This window comes from Scytonema sp. PRP1 (assembly GCF_036697665.2).
GTDB classification, from domain to species: domain Bacteria; phylum Cyanobacteriota; class Cyanobacteriia; order Cyanobacteriales; family Nostocaceae; genus Kalymmatonema; species Kalymmatonema gypsitolerans.
In genome coordinates this window covers 16,572-30,948 of sequence record NZ_JBAHYJ020000024.1, presented here as the reverse complement: position 1 = coordinate 30,948, position 14,377 = coordinate 16,572, and the positions used below count along the sequence as shown (strand labels likewise).

General features: G+C 41.7%; 19 protein-coding genes. 17 read left to right on the top strand and 2 right to left on the bottom strand.

The features are described 5' to 3' along the window. Positions 1 to 106: 106 nt before the first annotated feature. From V5G28_RS04355 to V5G28_RS04320, 8 genes are all read left to right on the top strand, one after another. On the top strand, positions 107 to 796 hold the full coding sequence (locus V5G28_RS04355; RefSeq protein WP_336229692.1) for a hypothetical protein: 690 nt from the start codon (positions 107 to 109) through the stop codon (positions 794 to 796). After that, entirely contained in the window at positions 793 to 1,092 is a 300-nt protein-coding gene (locus tag V5G28_RS04350) for a hypothetical protein (RefSeq protein ID WP_336229690.1), read from the top strand. The genes V5G28_RS04355 and V5G28_RS04350 overlap by 4 nt, the downstream gene beginning before the upstream one ends. Before the next feature lie 4 nt (positions 1,093 to 1,096). Then, positions 1,097 to 1,729: a hypothetical protein gene (locus V5G28_RS04345; RefSeq protein WP_336229689.1), complete on the top strand. Its 633-nt coding sequence runs from the start codon at positions 1,097 to 1,099 to the stop codon at positions 1,727 to 1,729. Between the two features lie 146 nt (positions 1,730 to 1,875). Next, positions 1,876 to 3,021, top strand: a complete 1,146-nt coding sequence (locus V5G28_RS04340) for a tyrosine-type recombinase/integrase (protein ID WP_336229687.1) — start codon at positions 1,876 to 1,878, stop codon at positions 3,019 to 3,021. 11 nt (positions 3,022 to 3,032) lie between these two features. Then, positions 3,033 to 3,401: a helix-turn-helix domain-containing protein gene (locus tag V5G28_RS04335; RefSeq protein ID WP_336229686.1), complete on the top strand. Its 369-nt coding sequence runs from the start codon at positions 3,033 to 3,035 to the stop codon at positions 3,399 to 3,401. Between the two features lie 5 nt (positions 3,402 to 3,406). Continuing rightward, on the top strand, positions 3,407 to 3,694 hold the full coding sequence (locus V5G28_RS04330) for a GIY-YIG nuclease family protein (RefSeq protein WP_336229685.1): 288 nt from the start codon (positions 3,407 to 3,409) through the stop codon (positions 3,692 to 3,694). Continuing rightward, positions 3,679 to 3,909, top strand: a complete 231-nt coding sequence (locus V5G28_RS04325) for a hypothetical protein (protein WP_336229684.1) — start codon at positions 3,679 to 3,681, stop codon at positions 3,907 to 3,909. Before V5G28_RS04330 ends, V5G28_RS04325 begins: the two co-directional genes overlap by 16 nt. Before the next feature lie 125 nt (positions 3,910 to 4,034). Beyond that, positions 4,035 to 5,666: a hypothetical protein gene (locus V5G28_RS04320; protein WP_336229682.1), complete on the top strand. Its 1,632-nt coding sequence runs from the start codon at positions 4,035 to 4,037 to the stop codon at positions 5,664 to 5,666. 243 nt (positions 5,667 to 5,909) lie between these two features. On the opposite strand, the gene V5G28_RS04315 is transcribed toward V5G28_RS04320, so the two are convergent. Beyond that, entirely contained in the window at positions 5,910 to 6,062 is a 153-nt protein-coding gene (locus V5G28_RS04315; RefSeq protein WP_336229680.1) for a hypothetical protein, read from the bottom strand. A 24-nt stretch (positions 6,063 to 6,086) separates the two neighbouring features. On the opposite strand from V5G28_RS04315, the gene V5G28_RS04310 reads away from it, so the two are divergent. The 5 genes from V5G28_RS04310 (at position 6,087) to dnaX (ending at position 10,980) form a co-directional block, all read left to right on the top strand. Then, positions 6,087 to 6,569 (top strand): hypothetical protein, encoded by a 483-nt coding sequence (locus tag V5G28_RS04310; protein WP_336229678.1) that lies wholly within the window; start codon positions 6,087 to 6,089, stop codon positions 6,567 to 6,569. Positions 6,570 to 6,787: 218 nt separating this feature from the next. Next, positions 6,788 to 7,003: a hypothetical protein gene (locus V5G28_RS04305; RefSeq protein ID WP_336229676.1), complete on the top strand. Its 216-nt coding sequence runs from the start codon at positions 6,788 to 6,790 to the stop codon at positions 7,001 to 7,003. A 139-nt stretch (positions 7,004 to 7,142) separates the two neighbouring features. Next, positions 7,143 to 8,150, top strand: a complete 1,008-nt coding sequence (locus V5G28_RS04300) for a DUF5895 domain-containing protein (protein ID WP_336229675.1) — start codon at positions 7,143 to 7,145, stop codon at positions 8,148 to 8,150. Positions 8,151 to 8,221: 71 nt separating this feature from the next. Beyond that, a complete protein-coding gene (dnaN, locus tag V5G28_RS04295) occupies positions 8,222 to 9,598 on the top strand; it encodes a DNA polymerase III subunit beta (RefSeq protein WP_336229674.1) in 1,377 nt (458 codons plus the stop codon). Between the two features lie 68 nt (positions 9,599 to 9,666). Beyond that, a complete protein-coding gene (dnaX, locus tag V5G28_RS04290) occupies positions 9,667 to 10,980 on the top strand; it encodes a DNA polymerase III subunit gamma/tau (protein ID WP_336229673.1) in 1,314 nt (437 codons plus the stop codon). 215 nt (positions 10,981 to 11,195) lie between these two features. Here dnaX and V5G28_RS36585 read toward each other — a convergent pair whose 3' ends face one another. Further along, positions 11,196 to 11,300 carry a hypothetical protein gene (locus V5G28_RS36585; protein WP_442994218.1) on the bottom strand — a complete coding sequence of 35 codons (105 nt, stop codon included), beginning with the start codon at positions 11,298 to 11,300 and terminating at the stop codon, positions 11,196 to 11,198. Between the two features lie 246 nt (positions 11,301 to 11,546). Here V5G28_RS36585 and V5G28_RS04285 point away from each other — a divergent pair, with 246 nt between their 5' ends. The 4 genes from V5G28_RS04285 to V5G28_RS04270 all read left to right on the top strand — a co-directional run bounded on the left by V5G28_RS04285 (position 11,547) and on the right by V5G28_RS04270 (position 14,317). After that, complete coding sequence (locus tag V5G28_RS04285; RefSeq protein WP_336229672.1) at positions 11,547 to 11,687, top strand: hypothetical protein; 141 nt, start codon at positions 11,547 to 11,549, stop codon at positions 11,685 to 11,687. 4 nt (positions 11,688 to 11,691) lie between these two features. Further along, entirely contained in the window at positions 11,692 to 12,048 is a 357-nt protein-coding gene (locus V5G28_RS04280; RefSeq protein WP_336229670.1) for a hypothetical protein, read from the top strand. A 39-nt stretch (positions 12,049 to 12,087) separates the two neighbouring features. After that, on the top strand, positions 12,088 to 12,390 hold the full coding sequence (locus V5G28_RS04275) for a hypothetical protein (protein WP_336229669.1): 303 nt from the start codon (positions 12,088 to 12,090) through the stop codon (positions 12,388 to 12,390). Between the two features lie 109 nt (positions 12,391 to 12,499). Next, on the top strand, positions 12,500 to 14,317 hold the full coding sequence (locus V5G28_RS04270; RefSeq protein ID WP_336229667.1) for a ribonuclease H-like domain-containing protein: 1,818 nt from the start codon (positions 12,500 to 12,502) through the stop codon (positions 14,315 to 14,317). The last annotated feature ends 60 nt before the right edge of the window (positions 14,318 to 14,377 follow it).

Sequence of the window (14,377 nt, the reverse complement as noted above, 5' to 3'; positions counted from 1 at the left end):
TAAATCCCCACCTCAAACCTCAAACAGTCTATTCCCTGTTGCCTGTTTAAAAAGAAACCACCGCTCTAAGCTAACGCAAACTGTCCTAAAAGTTCGGACAATTTGTATGAATCGGTTTAACCATCAATTACTGGAAATTTTCGAGAAAAACCCAGACTTTGCAGAAGCTAAATACTTATCAAATATCAGAGACAATTCGGAAATAGCTGGAAGTCAATTTCATCTAATCATGCAGCAGATTGGATTAGGTCTTCCAGTAGAACCTTTCTTAGAAAGATATCCTCAGATCGCTAGCTGGGTAGATAAAGTCAAGCCATTTCTTAATCTTCCTGGTAGCAAAGAATGGAACGCAGAATTACAATACTACTACCAGTATAACATGATTTACAGTCAATATGACCTAGTTGTTTATGGGGAAAATCAGGTAATTGGATTTGACTGGACTATCCAAAAACCTACAAAATTTGAAACACTAGAGGAAAAATACCAAACGCAACTTAGGTTATTCCTCCTACACCAAAAAACAGTTCTCAGATACGATTCAGTCTCACTCATCTACCTATTTGTCAATAGCGATGACTTTCCTATTTATCAGTTCACTTACTCTAAAGCCAGACATACCGCTTTTAAAGAAAGATTAGAAAGAACTCTTGCCCCATTTACAGAACAGGCAGGGAAAGAAACCGTAAGTGATAAAACACTCCTAGAAAAACATAATGAGAACCTCCAAAAACTATTCAGGCAGGAAATAACTGGTGAAGAATATCTTGCAACCATCCCAGAAGTTGAAATATGAATCCAGCATTAGAAATTACTAAAATTGAACTCACCCCCTCAGGTTGGACATTCAATCTCCTCTCCCGTCGGGTAGGGACAATCACTAATCCTTTAGGCATTCGCAAAACCACTTATTTTGGTTTTGATGATGAAAATCAAGCCCAAAAGTTCCAACAATGGCTGATTCGGAAAAATAAATGCAGCGATGCCATTATTCGCCCGTCAGAACGCCTCAAAACTTTATTTGAGGTAAAGGCCTGGAATGTACCAACTGAACTAATTATTGAGTGCGCTTTCAAAGATTTAAAGGAATAGACTAATGCAACTATCCCTGTTCAGTCTACCACAACAAGATAATTTCAGCCTCGACATTTTCAACATTCCCGACACCAAAAAAGCCGAAAGGCTACGGGAACTTGCCGCTTCGATGCAATCAATTATTGACCAAAAGAAAAACCCTGCTATCGGTAATCAAAGGGCGACACACCGCCGCAAAACCATTGCTCAAGGAATAATTCAGGAAGGTGTTGAACTTGAGATTATCCAGTCTTGGTTACTTGCAACTGCACAAATGTGGGAAACAGGAAATATCCCACCCAGATTACGTGGTTTCTCGCAAAAGTTACAGGTTGAAGCACTGTTTAGAATTTCTCAAAGGGGAAAAACCGCGCAGGAAGTACAAGCAGTTCTCAACGATAAATATTATCAAAATTGGGTGAAATCACTCAGCCGTGCAGGTTTACACACACCAAGCGAGATTGTATCTGCGATAGAAGAAATTCAGATTTGTGTAAAACCTGAAGAAATCGATACTACCAAACAACAACTTAACAAACTTGAACTGGAGATTATCGGAATGAAATCAGGAGATTTCTTTCCTACTCCTGAATCAATTTGTCAGCGGCTTATTGAACTGGCGGATATTCAACAAAATTGGCAAATGCTGGCATAATCCCACGTTTTTCATATTCCATCTTAATCAACTAACTCAAGTTCCAACCTTATTTAATGAGCTTTTCGGGAATTAACTCAAGTTACGCTTGATAAAAACAAGAGTAACCTTATATAATAAGGTTATACTTTAGGTAGGGGTTGGGTATGAGACGTCCAAACCTCGTTGTCGTGCATCGACTTGAAGTCGCTTCTGCTTTTATCCCCTTGGACGAGAAGCTGGCAGACCACCATGCCATTCTTCAGGGGTACTTGGACACCCATGTCACGCGCAACCACAGCGATCGCACAATTGATTCAGAGCAACGATTTTTGAAGGGATGGTTTGAAGGTTTCATGGTAAAGGATGACCAACATCCTGATGGTGAAAGGCAGCTGATGATTTGGGAAGCAATGATACCAGTACTTGGGCGACAGCGAATTATTGAGTTCAGTAAGGGACTGATTACCTCAGAATTTAAACCACGTACAGTCAATGACTATTTAGGTAAACTGCGACGATTGTTTCAATATGTGCTGGAGAATCCCTATATCCCAGGCGACGAAGTACAACTTATCATTACTAAATACGGTCGCGTCGATCAGCCAGTCTTAGAGTATGATTACCCCGTACACATCCTTGACCTTGAAGATGAAGGTTTTGTCCTCACAGGTAAGCAGCTAACTCAGTTCTACGACTTCATCCGTAAAGAATATATCAGTCACAATCCAAAGAAGCTTACTGCCTCACGAGATTACACGATGGTTGTACTGGCAGGAGAAAGTGGTTTGCGAGCTAACGAGATTCTCAATTTAGATGCTCTCAAACCCCATCGTGACATTTTCTATGAGCAGAATCGCATTCAAACCCGCTACGGAAAGGGAGCAAAAGGTTCAGGTAAACGCATTCGTAAAACGATTTTTACACCTTTTGCTCAAGCGACTCTGCATGTTTACGAGGATCAAATTCGACCCAACTTTCCCAATGCTAAATCAAATCCAGCCCTCTTCATATCAGAAAGTGGAGACCGAATCTCATATCAGACAATGTGGCGCTGCTTGCATGTAATTGTCTGTGAAGCGAGAAAAGCTGGATTGGAATTACCTCCTAAATTAGCCTGGCATAGCTTGCGTAAATCCTTTGCCACCAACTTTATGGAGCACAATCCCGATAAAGTCTGGGTGCTGATGGACATGATGGGACACATAAACCCGAGTACCTTACACCGCTATGTCAAACATAGTCGCTCGTACTACGACCGAGTTATCGATAGTGTTGTCAAAAATTTGATATCTGGCACAACCAGAGTATAAGGAGAAGGCTCATGCCTATCGTGTGGAACCTTAAGAAGTGGCTAGCTGTTGAGCGAGATATTTACCGTCCTTCTGAACTTCAGGCACTACTTGCTTCTAAAGCAGGAGTCCAACTTTCCTTGCAAGCAGTTTCTGCCTTGATTAATGGAAAACCTAGTGCATTAAGAATTCAAACAATTCAGGCACTTTGTAACGCTTTAGATTGTAAAGTCAGTGACTTTTTTGACGTGCTTCCAGACCCGCCCAAGGAACTCAAAAAGCAAGGCAAAGCATCTAATAACAAACCGTCTCGGCTTTATGGAGATAAAAAGCAACCAGAGAAACAGGAGAGCATCTTTCCGGATCCGCATCAATTTCCCAGTCACGGTACGGATGGGTGACAAAAATGTCTGAACTTCACTACGTATACCTGGCTTGTTGTGCAAATGGTTCACTTTACACTGGCCATACCAGAAATGTTGAACGTCGTATGACTGAACATAATGCTGGACGAGGTGGACGCTACACCCGAACAAATCGTCCTTTGAAATTGCTCGGCTTTTGGATTTTCTCTAGCAAAATAGAGGCGATACACGCAGAAAGGACTATCAAACGTCTGCCCCCTGAACAGAAACTTGCTTTATTAAAAACCACATCTCTCGATGAGTTGGAGTTGCTATGCCATTTTTCGTGAAACTGCCCTGCTGCACAATTAATTTATCTCAAATTCGGTTGATTGAATTTGAATATGAACCTCCTCTTGCCGTAATTACTTGGGCTGGTGGTGAGGAAGATACTCTTTTGCGTGGTTGTGATGCGCTCGCTCTCATCGACGCAGTCGAACAGCTTAAATACTTTATTGATGTTTCAGCCTACCTGAAAGAAGAAAATTTGCTCTTTGATAGCTGATGACAATTAAACGTTTGATTATCTGTGAAATATGTGGTTGTAGTACAAGTACTTACAACCCAAGCCGTGACATCTGTCAATCCTGCTACAAACTAGAAGCAAGTTCTTTTTGCAAGCGGTGTGGCATGATCAAACATCAAGTTTCAAAACAAACTGGCTTATGTCCCCGTTGTATTAAGAAGTTATCAAGACCTGTAGCAGCCTGTAGTCGCTGTTCTCAAATCAAGCCAATATATGATGAAAAAAACTGGTTTTGTAAAGTTTGCAAAGATATTGTTTCTCACAAGCTCTGCAAGCAGGCTAAAGCACAATTAGGTAAAGTTGAGTGTTCTGTTTGTGGCCAGCTTAGGGCTTCTAATCAACTAAAACGAAACATATGTAACAACTGTGCATACAAGGAGCGCAATGGAGTCAAACCTTGCACGCAATGCGGTAAATCTAAGACAATCATTAACAAGGCTAAAAATTTATGTAAATCCTGCTATCAGGACGAGCTTGCCAAAAAATCATTAATATTTTATGTCGCGAATTTTAGTACGCCTTACCCATACAATAAAGCTTTATTTGAGCTACTGGTTAGTACGGTTGATTGGAGTTCTGTATCAGAAAAAATCAATCAAAGATTTCGACGTTTTGGTCGTTTTTTACAACAACACTACCTACCCAACCCCCTAACTTGGGAGGCAATTGAAGAAAATCTTCCACAATTAGAAGCAACAAAGCGAGCGATACCCAAGAGTATTAGATCAAGCTTATTGGAACTCGGGCATTTGCTAGCTGTGCAAGGTAGACTTGAAAGTCGAGAAAACTATATTCTCAGACGCAACGCGCTACAACCGCTCAACACTGCTCCTATTGGTGTTCAGGGACTGTTGCAACTCTACGTTAGCTGGCTTTGGGAAAAGAAAACTGCGCCAGCAACTGTGCGTGACCACCTGGAAGTTCTTGCTGCATTTTGGACATGGAGTTTTAAGTGTGGCATTTGTTCCCCAGAGCAAGTCCAGCCATCTTTCATAAACGACTATCTGTTAACCCTCTACTGGCAGTGGAAATGTTCGGTATGTCAACAAGCAGTAGATTTTAACCCACATCAGCGTAAGCCACCCGAAGTTTGTCTGTGTTGTTCTACCCTCCATTGCTTTACCCAAGTCAGTCGCTACAGTCACAATACTGTTCGTCAGCACTGTAGTAAATTATTTGTTTTCTTTGAATGGACTTTAAACAATAGGTTGACGGTTATAAACCCAGTCAGGCTTAAAGTTTCAGCACCAACTCCAACTATCAAACATTACCCACTAGAAGTAATTCAGCAGCTGTGTGACTATATATCTGCTCCTAATGCAGAACCACTAGAAGCCTTTGTCTTATATCTGATTATCTTTCATGCACTTTCAGTTTGGGAACTTCAACATGCTGAGATTCCGGTTGTGCTTTCTTTACAAAAAAACATTATACCCCTGAGTCTTCCGGATGCTTACTACATCATCGTACCTAGACCCAAACCTTCACGAGGCAGTCGCACTCCAGGTCGTCCTAGCACTCGCTTAGATTTCCCCCCGGCTGCCTCCTCTTGGCTTAAACCCCTGTTAGAACGGTTTGAAGGTCAACGGCAGCAGATGCTTAAAAATAACCATAATCGATATTTGATTCTTACTTCAAAATCAGCTCACCGTACAACACTCGCAAGCCAAGACTTTATTCACCAAATTGTCCACCAAGCTTCTTTACGCCTTTTAGGAGCTCCGCAGCGATTGTAACACACTCCGAAAAACTGCGGGTGTTATGTTTGCAGATCAGGGTGGTGGTGGAACTTTACGCTGGCTAGGCGCTTGAGTATCAGCAAGCATTCACCTACTCTTGGGCACAGCGAGAGGTTGTTTACCCCAAGCCATTTGAAACAGCCACCCGCGTTGATTTTTTGGGCTGAGTGTCTTTATATATAAGGCTGGCATTACTGAGTGCAGCCCCTTAGCCTTTGGAGTCTTACCCTTATTTTCCCGTCAATTTCCATGTTCGCGATTGCCTCCCTTCTGCGCAGAGCGCAATCGGCTTCGCCGCGCCGCAGGCGATCGCCCTCCATTTCCGTTGGAGGTTAAAATAGCCCCAAAGTTCTCACCTAATAAGTTACGAGCCACTTGGGTGAAACGACTCAAGGATATTTCAAAAAAAAATATCTAATGTTTTTTTGGAGCACGATCAGATGCCAAGAAAAACTTAAAACCTTAGAGAAAATTCTAGAGCCAAGTGCTGGTAGCGGAAATATTGCCGAGTACATCAGCAAAAATCATCCAACTGTTCAATTAGAGGTAGTTGAAGTCCATCCCAAATTACGACATATTCTCGATCTCAAAGGGTTTAATCTCGTAGGAAAAAACTTTCTAGAGTTTCACCCTAACCATCAATACAATGCCTGTATCATGAACCCTCCGTTTTGTGAACTTGTCGAACATATCTACTACGCATGGAAGCTACTTATATCAGGTGGATTACTAATTTCAGTAGTACCAGAATCAGTTTTCTTCAACCGCAAGTATGCAACATTTAAAGAATGGTTAGAAACCCACAATACTTATGTCGAGATGGTAGATAAAAATGCCTTCCTTAGTTCAAATAACCCCACAGCTGTAGCCACCAGAATCATCAAAATCATCAAACCATAGTGTACTACAAGCGCATAGCATACTGCCAAATTGATGACAAGTATTTTACGTATATCTTCCCTGTATGGGGAGGATACTTGAGATACAAAATTCTTAATCAGCAGGAGCTAGAACTAGCAATTGCTAAGTGCAAGCTTGCTAGTTGGAAAGTCACAAACGCGACTAAGCTTACTAAGAAAATGCTTGAAACCAAACCCCGACGAATAAGGAGATAAAATATGGCAATCGAAACTATTATATCCTACAGGTTTATTCGCGGCAAAGGAAGTTACGTAACAACCTACGGCGCTCCTGAAGAACAAACCGTTGCAATTTACAATTCAAAAACGATATCTGTGTCACTGACTTTCACAACGAAAAATACACTTTTACTCAGGCAATTTATTATCATCCTCCAACAATTATACAAAGCACTTGTTAATACCACAACCTAAATTATTCAGAATGAAAATTTCACCTAAATAGCTCAAAGTTCAAAAAATATTAAAAGTCGTCTTCTAACAGGCGACTTAAGTTTTTTTACCACAGCTTTTCGCCTAACGCATTAAATATTGATTTCAATTAACTAAATTTATGGCAATAAATCAAACAAAACCTGCTACAAGTGTCGCTCAAGAAACTGCTCAAGAAACCGCAGATCCACAATCTGAACCCATTCAAGAAACTGTTCAAAATGGGAGAGTTGATATACACAAGCGTAAATCAGCTATTTCTAAGTTTGCAAATCCTGAGTACAACGCACCAATTAGCAATATCTGCATCTGTCAAGTAATCAACCACATGGAGGCAGAAAAAGTCGGGTTGTTCATCAAAGACAAGTTCTTGGCAGGAATCAACTGGCAGGGGCAAGAACCCACCCACAAGCATACCTTCTCCAGCGGCACACCAGAAATGGGAGTACTGCTGCAATCTCCCAGGATGCACATTCTCGATGTCTCTCCTAGATATATTGAACAGCGCGATGACGGCAAAATCGTCGGAGTGTACGAATCACCTGATGGGTATGAAATGTACCAAGCGCTAGGAAAAGATGCGGCGGTATTGAGACGGTTCTACTTGTTACAACTTGTCGATGAAAACAACAACAACCTGCACTCAGTACCAATTGTCCTGTCAATTAAAGGTGTTGCGTCATCACGGTTTGGCGAGGCTTACAAGCAGTTTCAACGCGAACTAGAGGTTGCATACGCCCGGTTCACTGATACAACCGTAGCTGAGAAACGCGCAGAATTTCATCGCCTGGGCGTATTCCAACCTACCTTTACACCGTCGCTAGAACCAAAGGAGGCAGTCAACCAAAAAGATAAATCCTGGGTAGCAGTTGTTTCCTCCTACAAATCACCAAACCCAGACGGTAGCGACTTCCTTGAGTTCTTCTCAGAAGACAAAGAAGCCGAATTCCAAACGACTATGCAAGCAAACCCCGAATTCTCCCACCGCATTGGCAAAACCTCAACAATTGTAGCCGAACATAATCGCCTGATAGGTGCAGCCGATATGCCAGTAGCAGCACTTCCCGCAAGTACAACAGGTGATGCCCATACAGCCTATAGCAGGGGGATGGAACAACTGCCCTACTAACAATCAGTAACCGAAAAGGGTGCTAGAAATAGCACCCGTTAAGAAATCATCTACTAAAAATGAAGTAGCAAATGAAACTAACCATCGAACAATCTAAACTCGCGGAACTTTTGGAAACTGCTTACCTTGCAGTTAGTCCCAAACCAACTGACCCAATCTTAGGAAATATCTTACTTATTGCAGACGTAAACGGGACAGTATCAGCAGTTGGCACAAACCTTAACCTGACTATTCATACTACAACCACAGCTAATGTGGAAACTCAAGGGTTAGCAGCACTCCCCGCCAAGCTGCTAACCGACACTGTTAGTAATGTCAAGGGAGAAATTAGCCTTCTTGTTGAAAACCAAGCTTGTATCATTACTCACAATAGCGGTAAGTGTCGCCTAATTGGAGGAAACAGTCACGAGTTCCCAACGCTTCCACCAAGCAAAAACCCAACCGAAATAAATCTTGCTGCAAAGAAACTACAAGCCGCACTTGAAGGAACGCTCTATTGTGCCAACAGCGATGAAACAAAGTTGGTTTTAACTGGTATCAACTTTGACATTCATACCAACAAGTGGCAAGCCGCTAGTACAAACGGTCACAAGCTCGCACTGGTAACAGGAACACTCGATAGCGAATATCCTGAACCAATCAACTTTACCGTTCCAGCTAAGTCGCTTGGCGAGTTAAACAAAATTCTCTCTCAAAGCGCCGATACAAGCGTATGCAATATTCTCCTATCAGATAAAACCATCGAGTTTAGCCTTCCTAACACCAAGGTTACTTCTCGACTTCTAGAGGGAGAATACCCGAAAATCAACAGCTTGATTCCTCGGTCATTTGAGTACGAATTTACACTAGAGCGGAAGGGATTCGAGAGCGCGCTCAAACGGGTAAGTTATCTTGCCGAACGCAAGCAAAAGATTGTCAAAATCCTTTGGAAGTTAAAAGCAACGCAAGCAACGCTATACACCGAAGCAACTGATATCGGGGATGCGGTTGACTCGGTACTGATGAAACCGTCAACTAGCAGTAATTCAGAAAACATCGGTATTGGATTAAATATCGACTATGTTCTTGAAGGGTTAAAGCACATTAGTACGGATGAAATTGTAGTGCGGTGCAATAAACCCACGCATCCAGTCATCATCTGCCCAGTAGGTGGATTGCTTAATCAGTTGTATCTGGTAATGCCAGTAGAAATTAAGCAGGGATTTGAAAGGATAGACACGGAAAGCATGAAATCTGAAACAGAGGTTCCTCCCGATAAGGAAGTTTCCGACCTTAAGGCAAACAACGCAGCAGAGCCAATCAAAGAAACCAAGGAGACAGAGACAGTAGTAACTGTAGACAACGAAACCCCTCAAGTAGAAACACCACCCACAGTAGCTAAGCCTACCAATAAGGGTAAGTCAAGCTCACGCTCATCACAACCGAAGAAAGAAGCAGCAAACGCTTAAAAATCCAAACTCCCTACCAAATGTCAATGGTAGGGAGTACATAAATACCACCATTCATCATCAAACCTATGTACCAACCACTACATCTGAAATATCGTCCCCAAACTCTTAGCGAAGTTATCGGACAAGAGCATATTGTCCGCACCCTCACAAATGCGATACTCCCAGGAGGGAGTCGCGACCCGATCGCACATCACAAGATTGCACCCGCTTACCTGTTTAATGGTCCCAAAGGCACGGGCAAAACTAGTACCGCCCGCATCATCGCCAAATCACTCAACTGTCAATCAACCGAAAAGCCGACAACTGAACCCTGCGGAAAGTGCAACTCATGCAAGGGAATTACAGCTTCCTCCTCCCTCGATGTAACCGAACTGGATGCGGCAAGCAATAGCGGAGTAGAACTGATGCGCGAGCTAATATCCACTACCCAGTTTGCACCAGTTGAGAGCAGATTCAAAATTTTCATTATTGATGAATGTCATGCCTTAAGCAGCCAATCGTGGCAGGCGCTTCTCAAGACTATTGAAAATCCGCCCCGTCATGTAGTTTTCATCTTCTGCACAACTGAAATACACAAGGTTCCCGAAACTATCATCTCGCGCTGCCAAAAGTTTGATTTTAGGAGAGTAGGACTAGAAACACTTGTTCAGTATTTATCAGAAGTTGCCCAGAACGAAAACATTAACATTAACGCACCTGGTATTTGGGCAATTGTCAAGTCTTGTGGAGGCTTTCTTCGCAACTGTCTTGTATTGCTCGATCAATTGAGCAACTTGGGAGTAGAAGAAATAACACCAAATTGGGTTTGGGAATTATCAGGTGTCGTTCCCGAACACGACCTACTTACCCTAACCGAAAACCTTGCCAAAGGGGAAGTAACAGCTAACTTACAAATTCTCCAGGACTTAATTGAGTATGGCAAGAACCCGTTCGTCATATACTCAAGTTTAACTGGGTTTCTCAAAGACCTGCTAGTCGCTAAAACTGCTCCTGATAATAGACAAATTACTCAACTGGAGAAAGACACCTGGGAAGAACTCGTACCTATTTCTCAAATGTGGGAAATAACCCAGATTCAAGCAAGTATTGCCCTGTTAATGTCAAGACAACAGTTAATGCGTGACTCGGAGGCAGCTAAACTTTGGTTGGAAGCAACACTAATTGAGTTAAGCAATATCAAAGGAGCAAAACAACCTTGGACTAATTGGAAAACAATCCAAGATGCAATCAATTGGGGTAAGGAACAACTCCCACATTTATCCCAATCTGAACTGGAAATGCATTGGAACAATCTGACTCCCATCCAAGGTAAGAAAGCGCCAGCCTGGGTACAACTTGTACAAAAGCTTCAGATGAAATCTAAATTACAAACCGTCTAATTCAAGTGTTCGCCGCTTTGTAAAGACACTCACTTTCCCCAATGAAAAAGTTTGGGGAAAGATTTTTTATCTATCAAAAGCCACATTAAATATAATACACAAATTGCATCTACAGCAATATTTAGCTTGTGTAGTAAGCCCCAACCTTATTGACACTCACCGCGCTAAAAGCGACGATGATTCTTAAGACATCACTGCCTTAATATCTTGATTGCTCAAGTTCCCAGGCTCACCATGTCCTTCAGACACCAATTATAGTGACTTCTCAACATATCAACCCAATGACTCATCTTATCTGATTGAGTCACGTTTGGTCTAATTTTGAATTTATAATGCGTGAATTTTGAATTAAGCGAAGGGGTTGACTGAGAGCTAACGCCCTTTTACTGGCTTTCATACCCGCTTGAAAAGACAAAAAACATCAAAGCTTTTTAAGTTTCCATGTTTTTACTTCAGGGTTTTCAGGCGTTTTTCTTTATAAAGACTGCCCTGATTGGGAAGCCCAAAATTAAGATATCAAACAAGACCACAACAGAATTTAACAACTGGCATTCTGGAAGTATCTGATGAAAATTATGCCAGTTGAAGCAATTAGCTTTCGTACAGGACTTGTATTGCCAGCAGCAATCGCCGACTTCGATACCTATATTGATGAATTACCGCTTCGGCTCCAAATGTTTTGGCGAGTTATGCCTTGCCAAGGGTGAAAAAATGCCACCGAACTTACGACATTTTCCAGGCGTAGGAGATGAATGTCCCGATAAATCAGAAATTAGCGGAGTTATCTATTCCCGTCCTAAAACATTAGACCGTAAACAAACCCTTGCACTCTTTAAAAAACGTTTTCTCGAAATTTTAGATATAGCCATTAATGGCACACTAACTATCGATGGACCATTCGCCACCAGACAGCTATCAGAACAAGTTAAGGGAAATTCAGTTCAATGCAGCAATGGAATAGCGCATTTTAATGACTGTCTGCTTGAAATTGACCGACTTAGAAAACACCTTGACTGTATTCTAGCAGTTGCCTCTAGCTGTGCCAAAAATTTATACAGCACCAATTGAATTCACTCTTAGCAAGTAGCAGAAGCAGAAAAAATCCAAATGCTAGAAATAACAATTGCTTACAAACAAACTCATGAGCGATGTGTAGATGAAGCGTGCAAATACATATACAGTAATGATAGGCAAGACCTTCTTAAAGAATTAGTAGCCTTTGCTTGGGTGGAATACAATTCAAATCTTAAAAACACTTACAATCAATTAAAAGTACGCGAATTTCCAGTATGGCTGCTTACAGCGACAACATCAATATTAGCAGCAGTACCCTGGTACAGGATTATGACCGCACTATTAGAAGAAAAAAGAACCCTTAGTGCAGCCGCTTTCAATCTTCGCACTTACTAATAATCTGGACATCATTTTTGAGGTATTTTTACCATCAAAAAAACCCCCTACTAAACCACAAGGATTCATGCCAAAGAAAAGTAAGTAATTCTGTAAACTTTAGTAAAGTATGAATTATAACCACCGAGATTTTATTACCAAATCTGGTAATAAAATCATCGTTGATGAGGAAAAACTTGACATATTCTGGTCAGATACTACCCCAATACCTGAGTGGCATACCACGGTAAATATTCCGACATACTCTAGCCTCAAAACTCTGGTAGTCGATATTGAAACGGCAGGGATAAACCCAAGAGAAAATCGGATCTATGCAATTGGCTGCATGAGCGAGATAGGGGAAATTACCATCTTTATGGATAAAGCCGAAAGCAAAATTCTCCTCGAGTTTCTCCTACATCTAGAAGCAAGCAAATTAGATGTAATTTACACCTACAACGGAACTGAGTTTGACCTACCGTTTATTATCACCCGCTGTGAATTACATGGCATTCCTCATCCCTTTAGAATTGCATCTAAAACACGCATTATCCGAACTGCCCAGGTACGTGGTAAACCACTGAAGATTCGAGAAGTATTCATCCGCAACTGCCAGCATGTAGATATCTTTATCTGCGTTCTCAGGTGGGATTTTGTCGCCAAGGAACTTACCAACGGGCGATCACTCAAACAAGTGGTACTGGAAATGAGATTGCGCTCAGAACCGCGACTAGTTCTCCCCTATGAGGAAATTCTCGCTTGCTGGAAAGCTGGTTCTGGTAATCAGGGATGGCAGAAAATTAAGGAGTATCTTACCTACGACCTAGAAGATACTCAACTTATAGCCAACCGGCTTGTGCCCTCTTATTACTATGAAACATTGATTGTACCGGGCATGAACCTCCAGCAGTTAGCTCTGGCAGGTAACGGCACAAAGTGGGAAAGAATTTTTGAGCATTATTATCCTGGACACAAACCCAAACCCGATCGCAAGTACAAATTCCAAGGAGGTTGTGCCGACTCCATTCCAGGACTCTATAGAAAGGTTGGATACATCGATATCAGTTCCATGTACCCCAGAACTATATTGTCGAAAGGAATTGTCTCTCGTAAGGATACAAAGCGAATCGGGCTGAGCATCTTGCAATATTTGGTAACTGAAAAGTCGAGGTTGGAACAACTTGCCAGTACTGGAGACATTGTTGCCAAGGAAAAAAGAGAATCCATCAAAGTTCTGGCTAATTCTCAGTTTGGGTTCTTTGGAACATCTGAACTCGCTTTCAACGATATGGAAGCAGCTGCCTTGGTGACAGCCTATGGTAGGCGCATATTACAGTTCATGATTGAGGTAATCAACAGCGTTGGCGCAACTCCTATAGAAGTTGATACTGATGGGGTGTTCTTTACTCACCCTAAACCAGAAGAAGTGTACGCTACACTTCAATCTCAATTACCCAAAAAGATAAGCGTCAAACTAGAGTTTATCGCCGAAGCGATGTTTATTCCTGAAAGGGGAACTAAGAACTATCTCTTATGGCTAGAAGATGGCAAGATTATCCGCAAAGGTAGTTGGAGAAGCCGTTCTCGCTCCAAGTTAGAGAAAGAATTTCCTGTTGAATACTTAACTTACTTAATCCAAAACCAAGTAGGCGCAGAGGAATATTACGAGAATGTCAAATCTCAGATTTTATCAAGGAAATATCCAAAAGACAAACTTGCCATCACTCGCAGGATTCGTGAGGGTGAAAAGGAACTCCTCAAACTGGGAAAACCTGGTGATGTAGTCACTTACTATTATGGTGTTAGAGGGTTAACCAATATCACTAGTGATGAGAAATATTCACATCAGTATTATCTAGACATGATTGAGAAAAAACGAGAAGAAATTCTCACAATAGCTGCTCCCGAAATACTAGAACCTAACAAGCGACAATTATCTCTGTTCTAGATAACCAAACTCCTATCAATTATTGAGCGACTGATTGGTGGGGGTATCATTCATCAATAG

Excerpts from the sequence above, each read along its gene's own strand:
- V5G28_RS04335 (WP_336229686.1), top strand. The coding sequence starts at position 3,033 with ATGCCTATCGTGTGGAACCTTAAGAAGTGGCTAGCTGTTGAGCGAGAT.
- dnaX (WP_336229673.1), top strand. The coding sequence starts at position 9,667 with ATGTACCAACCACTACATCTGAAATATCGTCCCCAAACTCTTAGCGAA.
- V5G28_RS04350 (WP_336229690.1), top strand. The coding sequence starts at position 793 with ATGAATCCAGCATTAGAAATTACTAAAATTGAACTCACCCCCTCAGGT.
- V5G28_RS04305 (WP_336229676.1), top strand. The coding sequence starts at position 6,788 with ATGGCAATCGAAACTATTATATCCTACAGGTTTATTCGCGGCAAAGGA.
- V5G28_RS04270 (WP_336229667.1), top strand. The coding sequence starts at position 12,500 with ATGAATTATAACCACCGAGATTTTATTACCAAATCTGGTAATAAAATC.
- V5G28_RS04320 (WP_336229682.1), top strand. The coding sequence starts at position 4,035 with ATGATCAAACATCAAGTTTCAAAACAAACTGGCTTATGTCCCCGTTGT.
- V5G28_RS04325 (WP_336229684.1), top strand. The coding sequence starts at position 3,679 with ATGCCATTTTTCGTGAAACTGCCCTGCTGCACAATTAATTTATCTCAA.
- V5G28_RS04340 (WP_336229687.1), top strand. The coding sequence starts at position 1,876 with ATGAGACGTCCAAACCTCGTTGTCGTGCATCGACTTGAAGTCGCTTCT.
- V5G28_RS04355 (WP_336229692.1), top strand. The coding sequence starts at position 107 with ATGAATCGGTTTAACCATCAATTACTGGAAATTTTCGAGAAAAACCCA.
- V5G28_RS04310 (WP_336229678.1), top strand. The coding sequence starts at position 6,087 with ATGTTTTTTTGGAGCACGATCAGATGCCAAGAAAAACTTAAAACCTTA.
- V5G28_RS04275 (WP_336229669.1), top strand. The coding sequence starts at position 12,088 with ATGCTAGAAATAACAATTGCTTACAAACAAACTCATGAGCGATGTGTA.
- V5G28_RS04345 (WP_336229689.1), top strand. The coding sequence starts at position 1,097 with ATGCAACTATCCCTGTTCAGTCTACCACAACAAGATAATTTCAGCCTC.
- V5G28_RS04330 (WP_336229685.1), top strand. The coding sequence starts at position 3,407 with ATGTCTGAACTTCACTACGTATACCTGGCTTGTTGTGCAAATGGTTCA.
- dnaN (WP_336229674.1), top strand. The coding sequence starts at position 8,222 with ATGAAACTAACCATCGAACAATCTAAACTCGCGGAACTTTTGGAAACT.
- V5G28_RS04285 (WP_336229672.1), top strand. The coding sequence starts at position 11,547 with ATGAAAATTATGCCAGTTGAAGCAATTAGCTTTCGTACAGGACTTGTA.
- V5G28_RS04280 (WP_336229670.1), top strand. The coding sequence starts at position 11,692 with ATGCCACCGAACTTACGACATTTTCCAGGCGTAGGAGATGAATGTCCC.
- V5G28_RS04300 (WP_336229675.1), top strand. The coding sequence starts at position 7,143 with ATGGCAATAAATCAAACAAAACCTGCTACAAGTGTCGCTCAAGAAACT.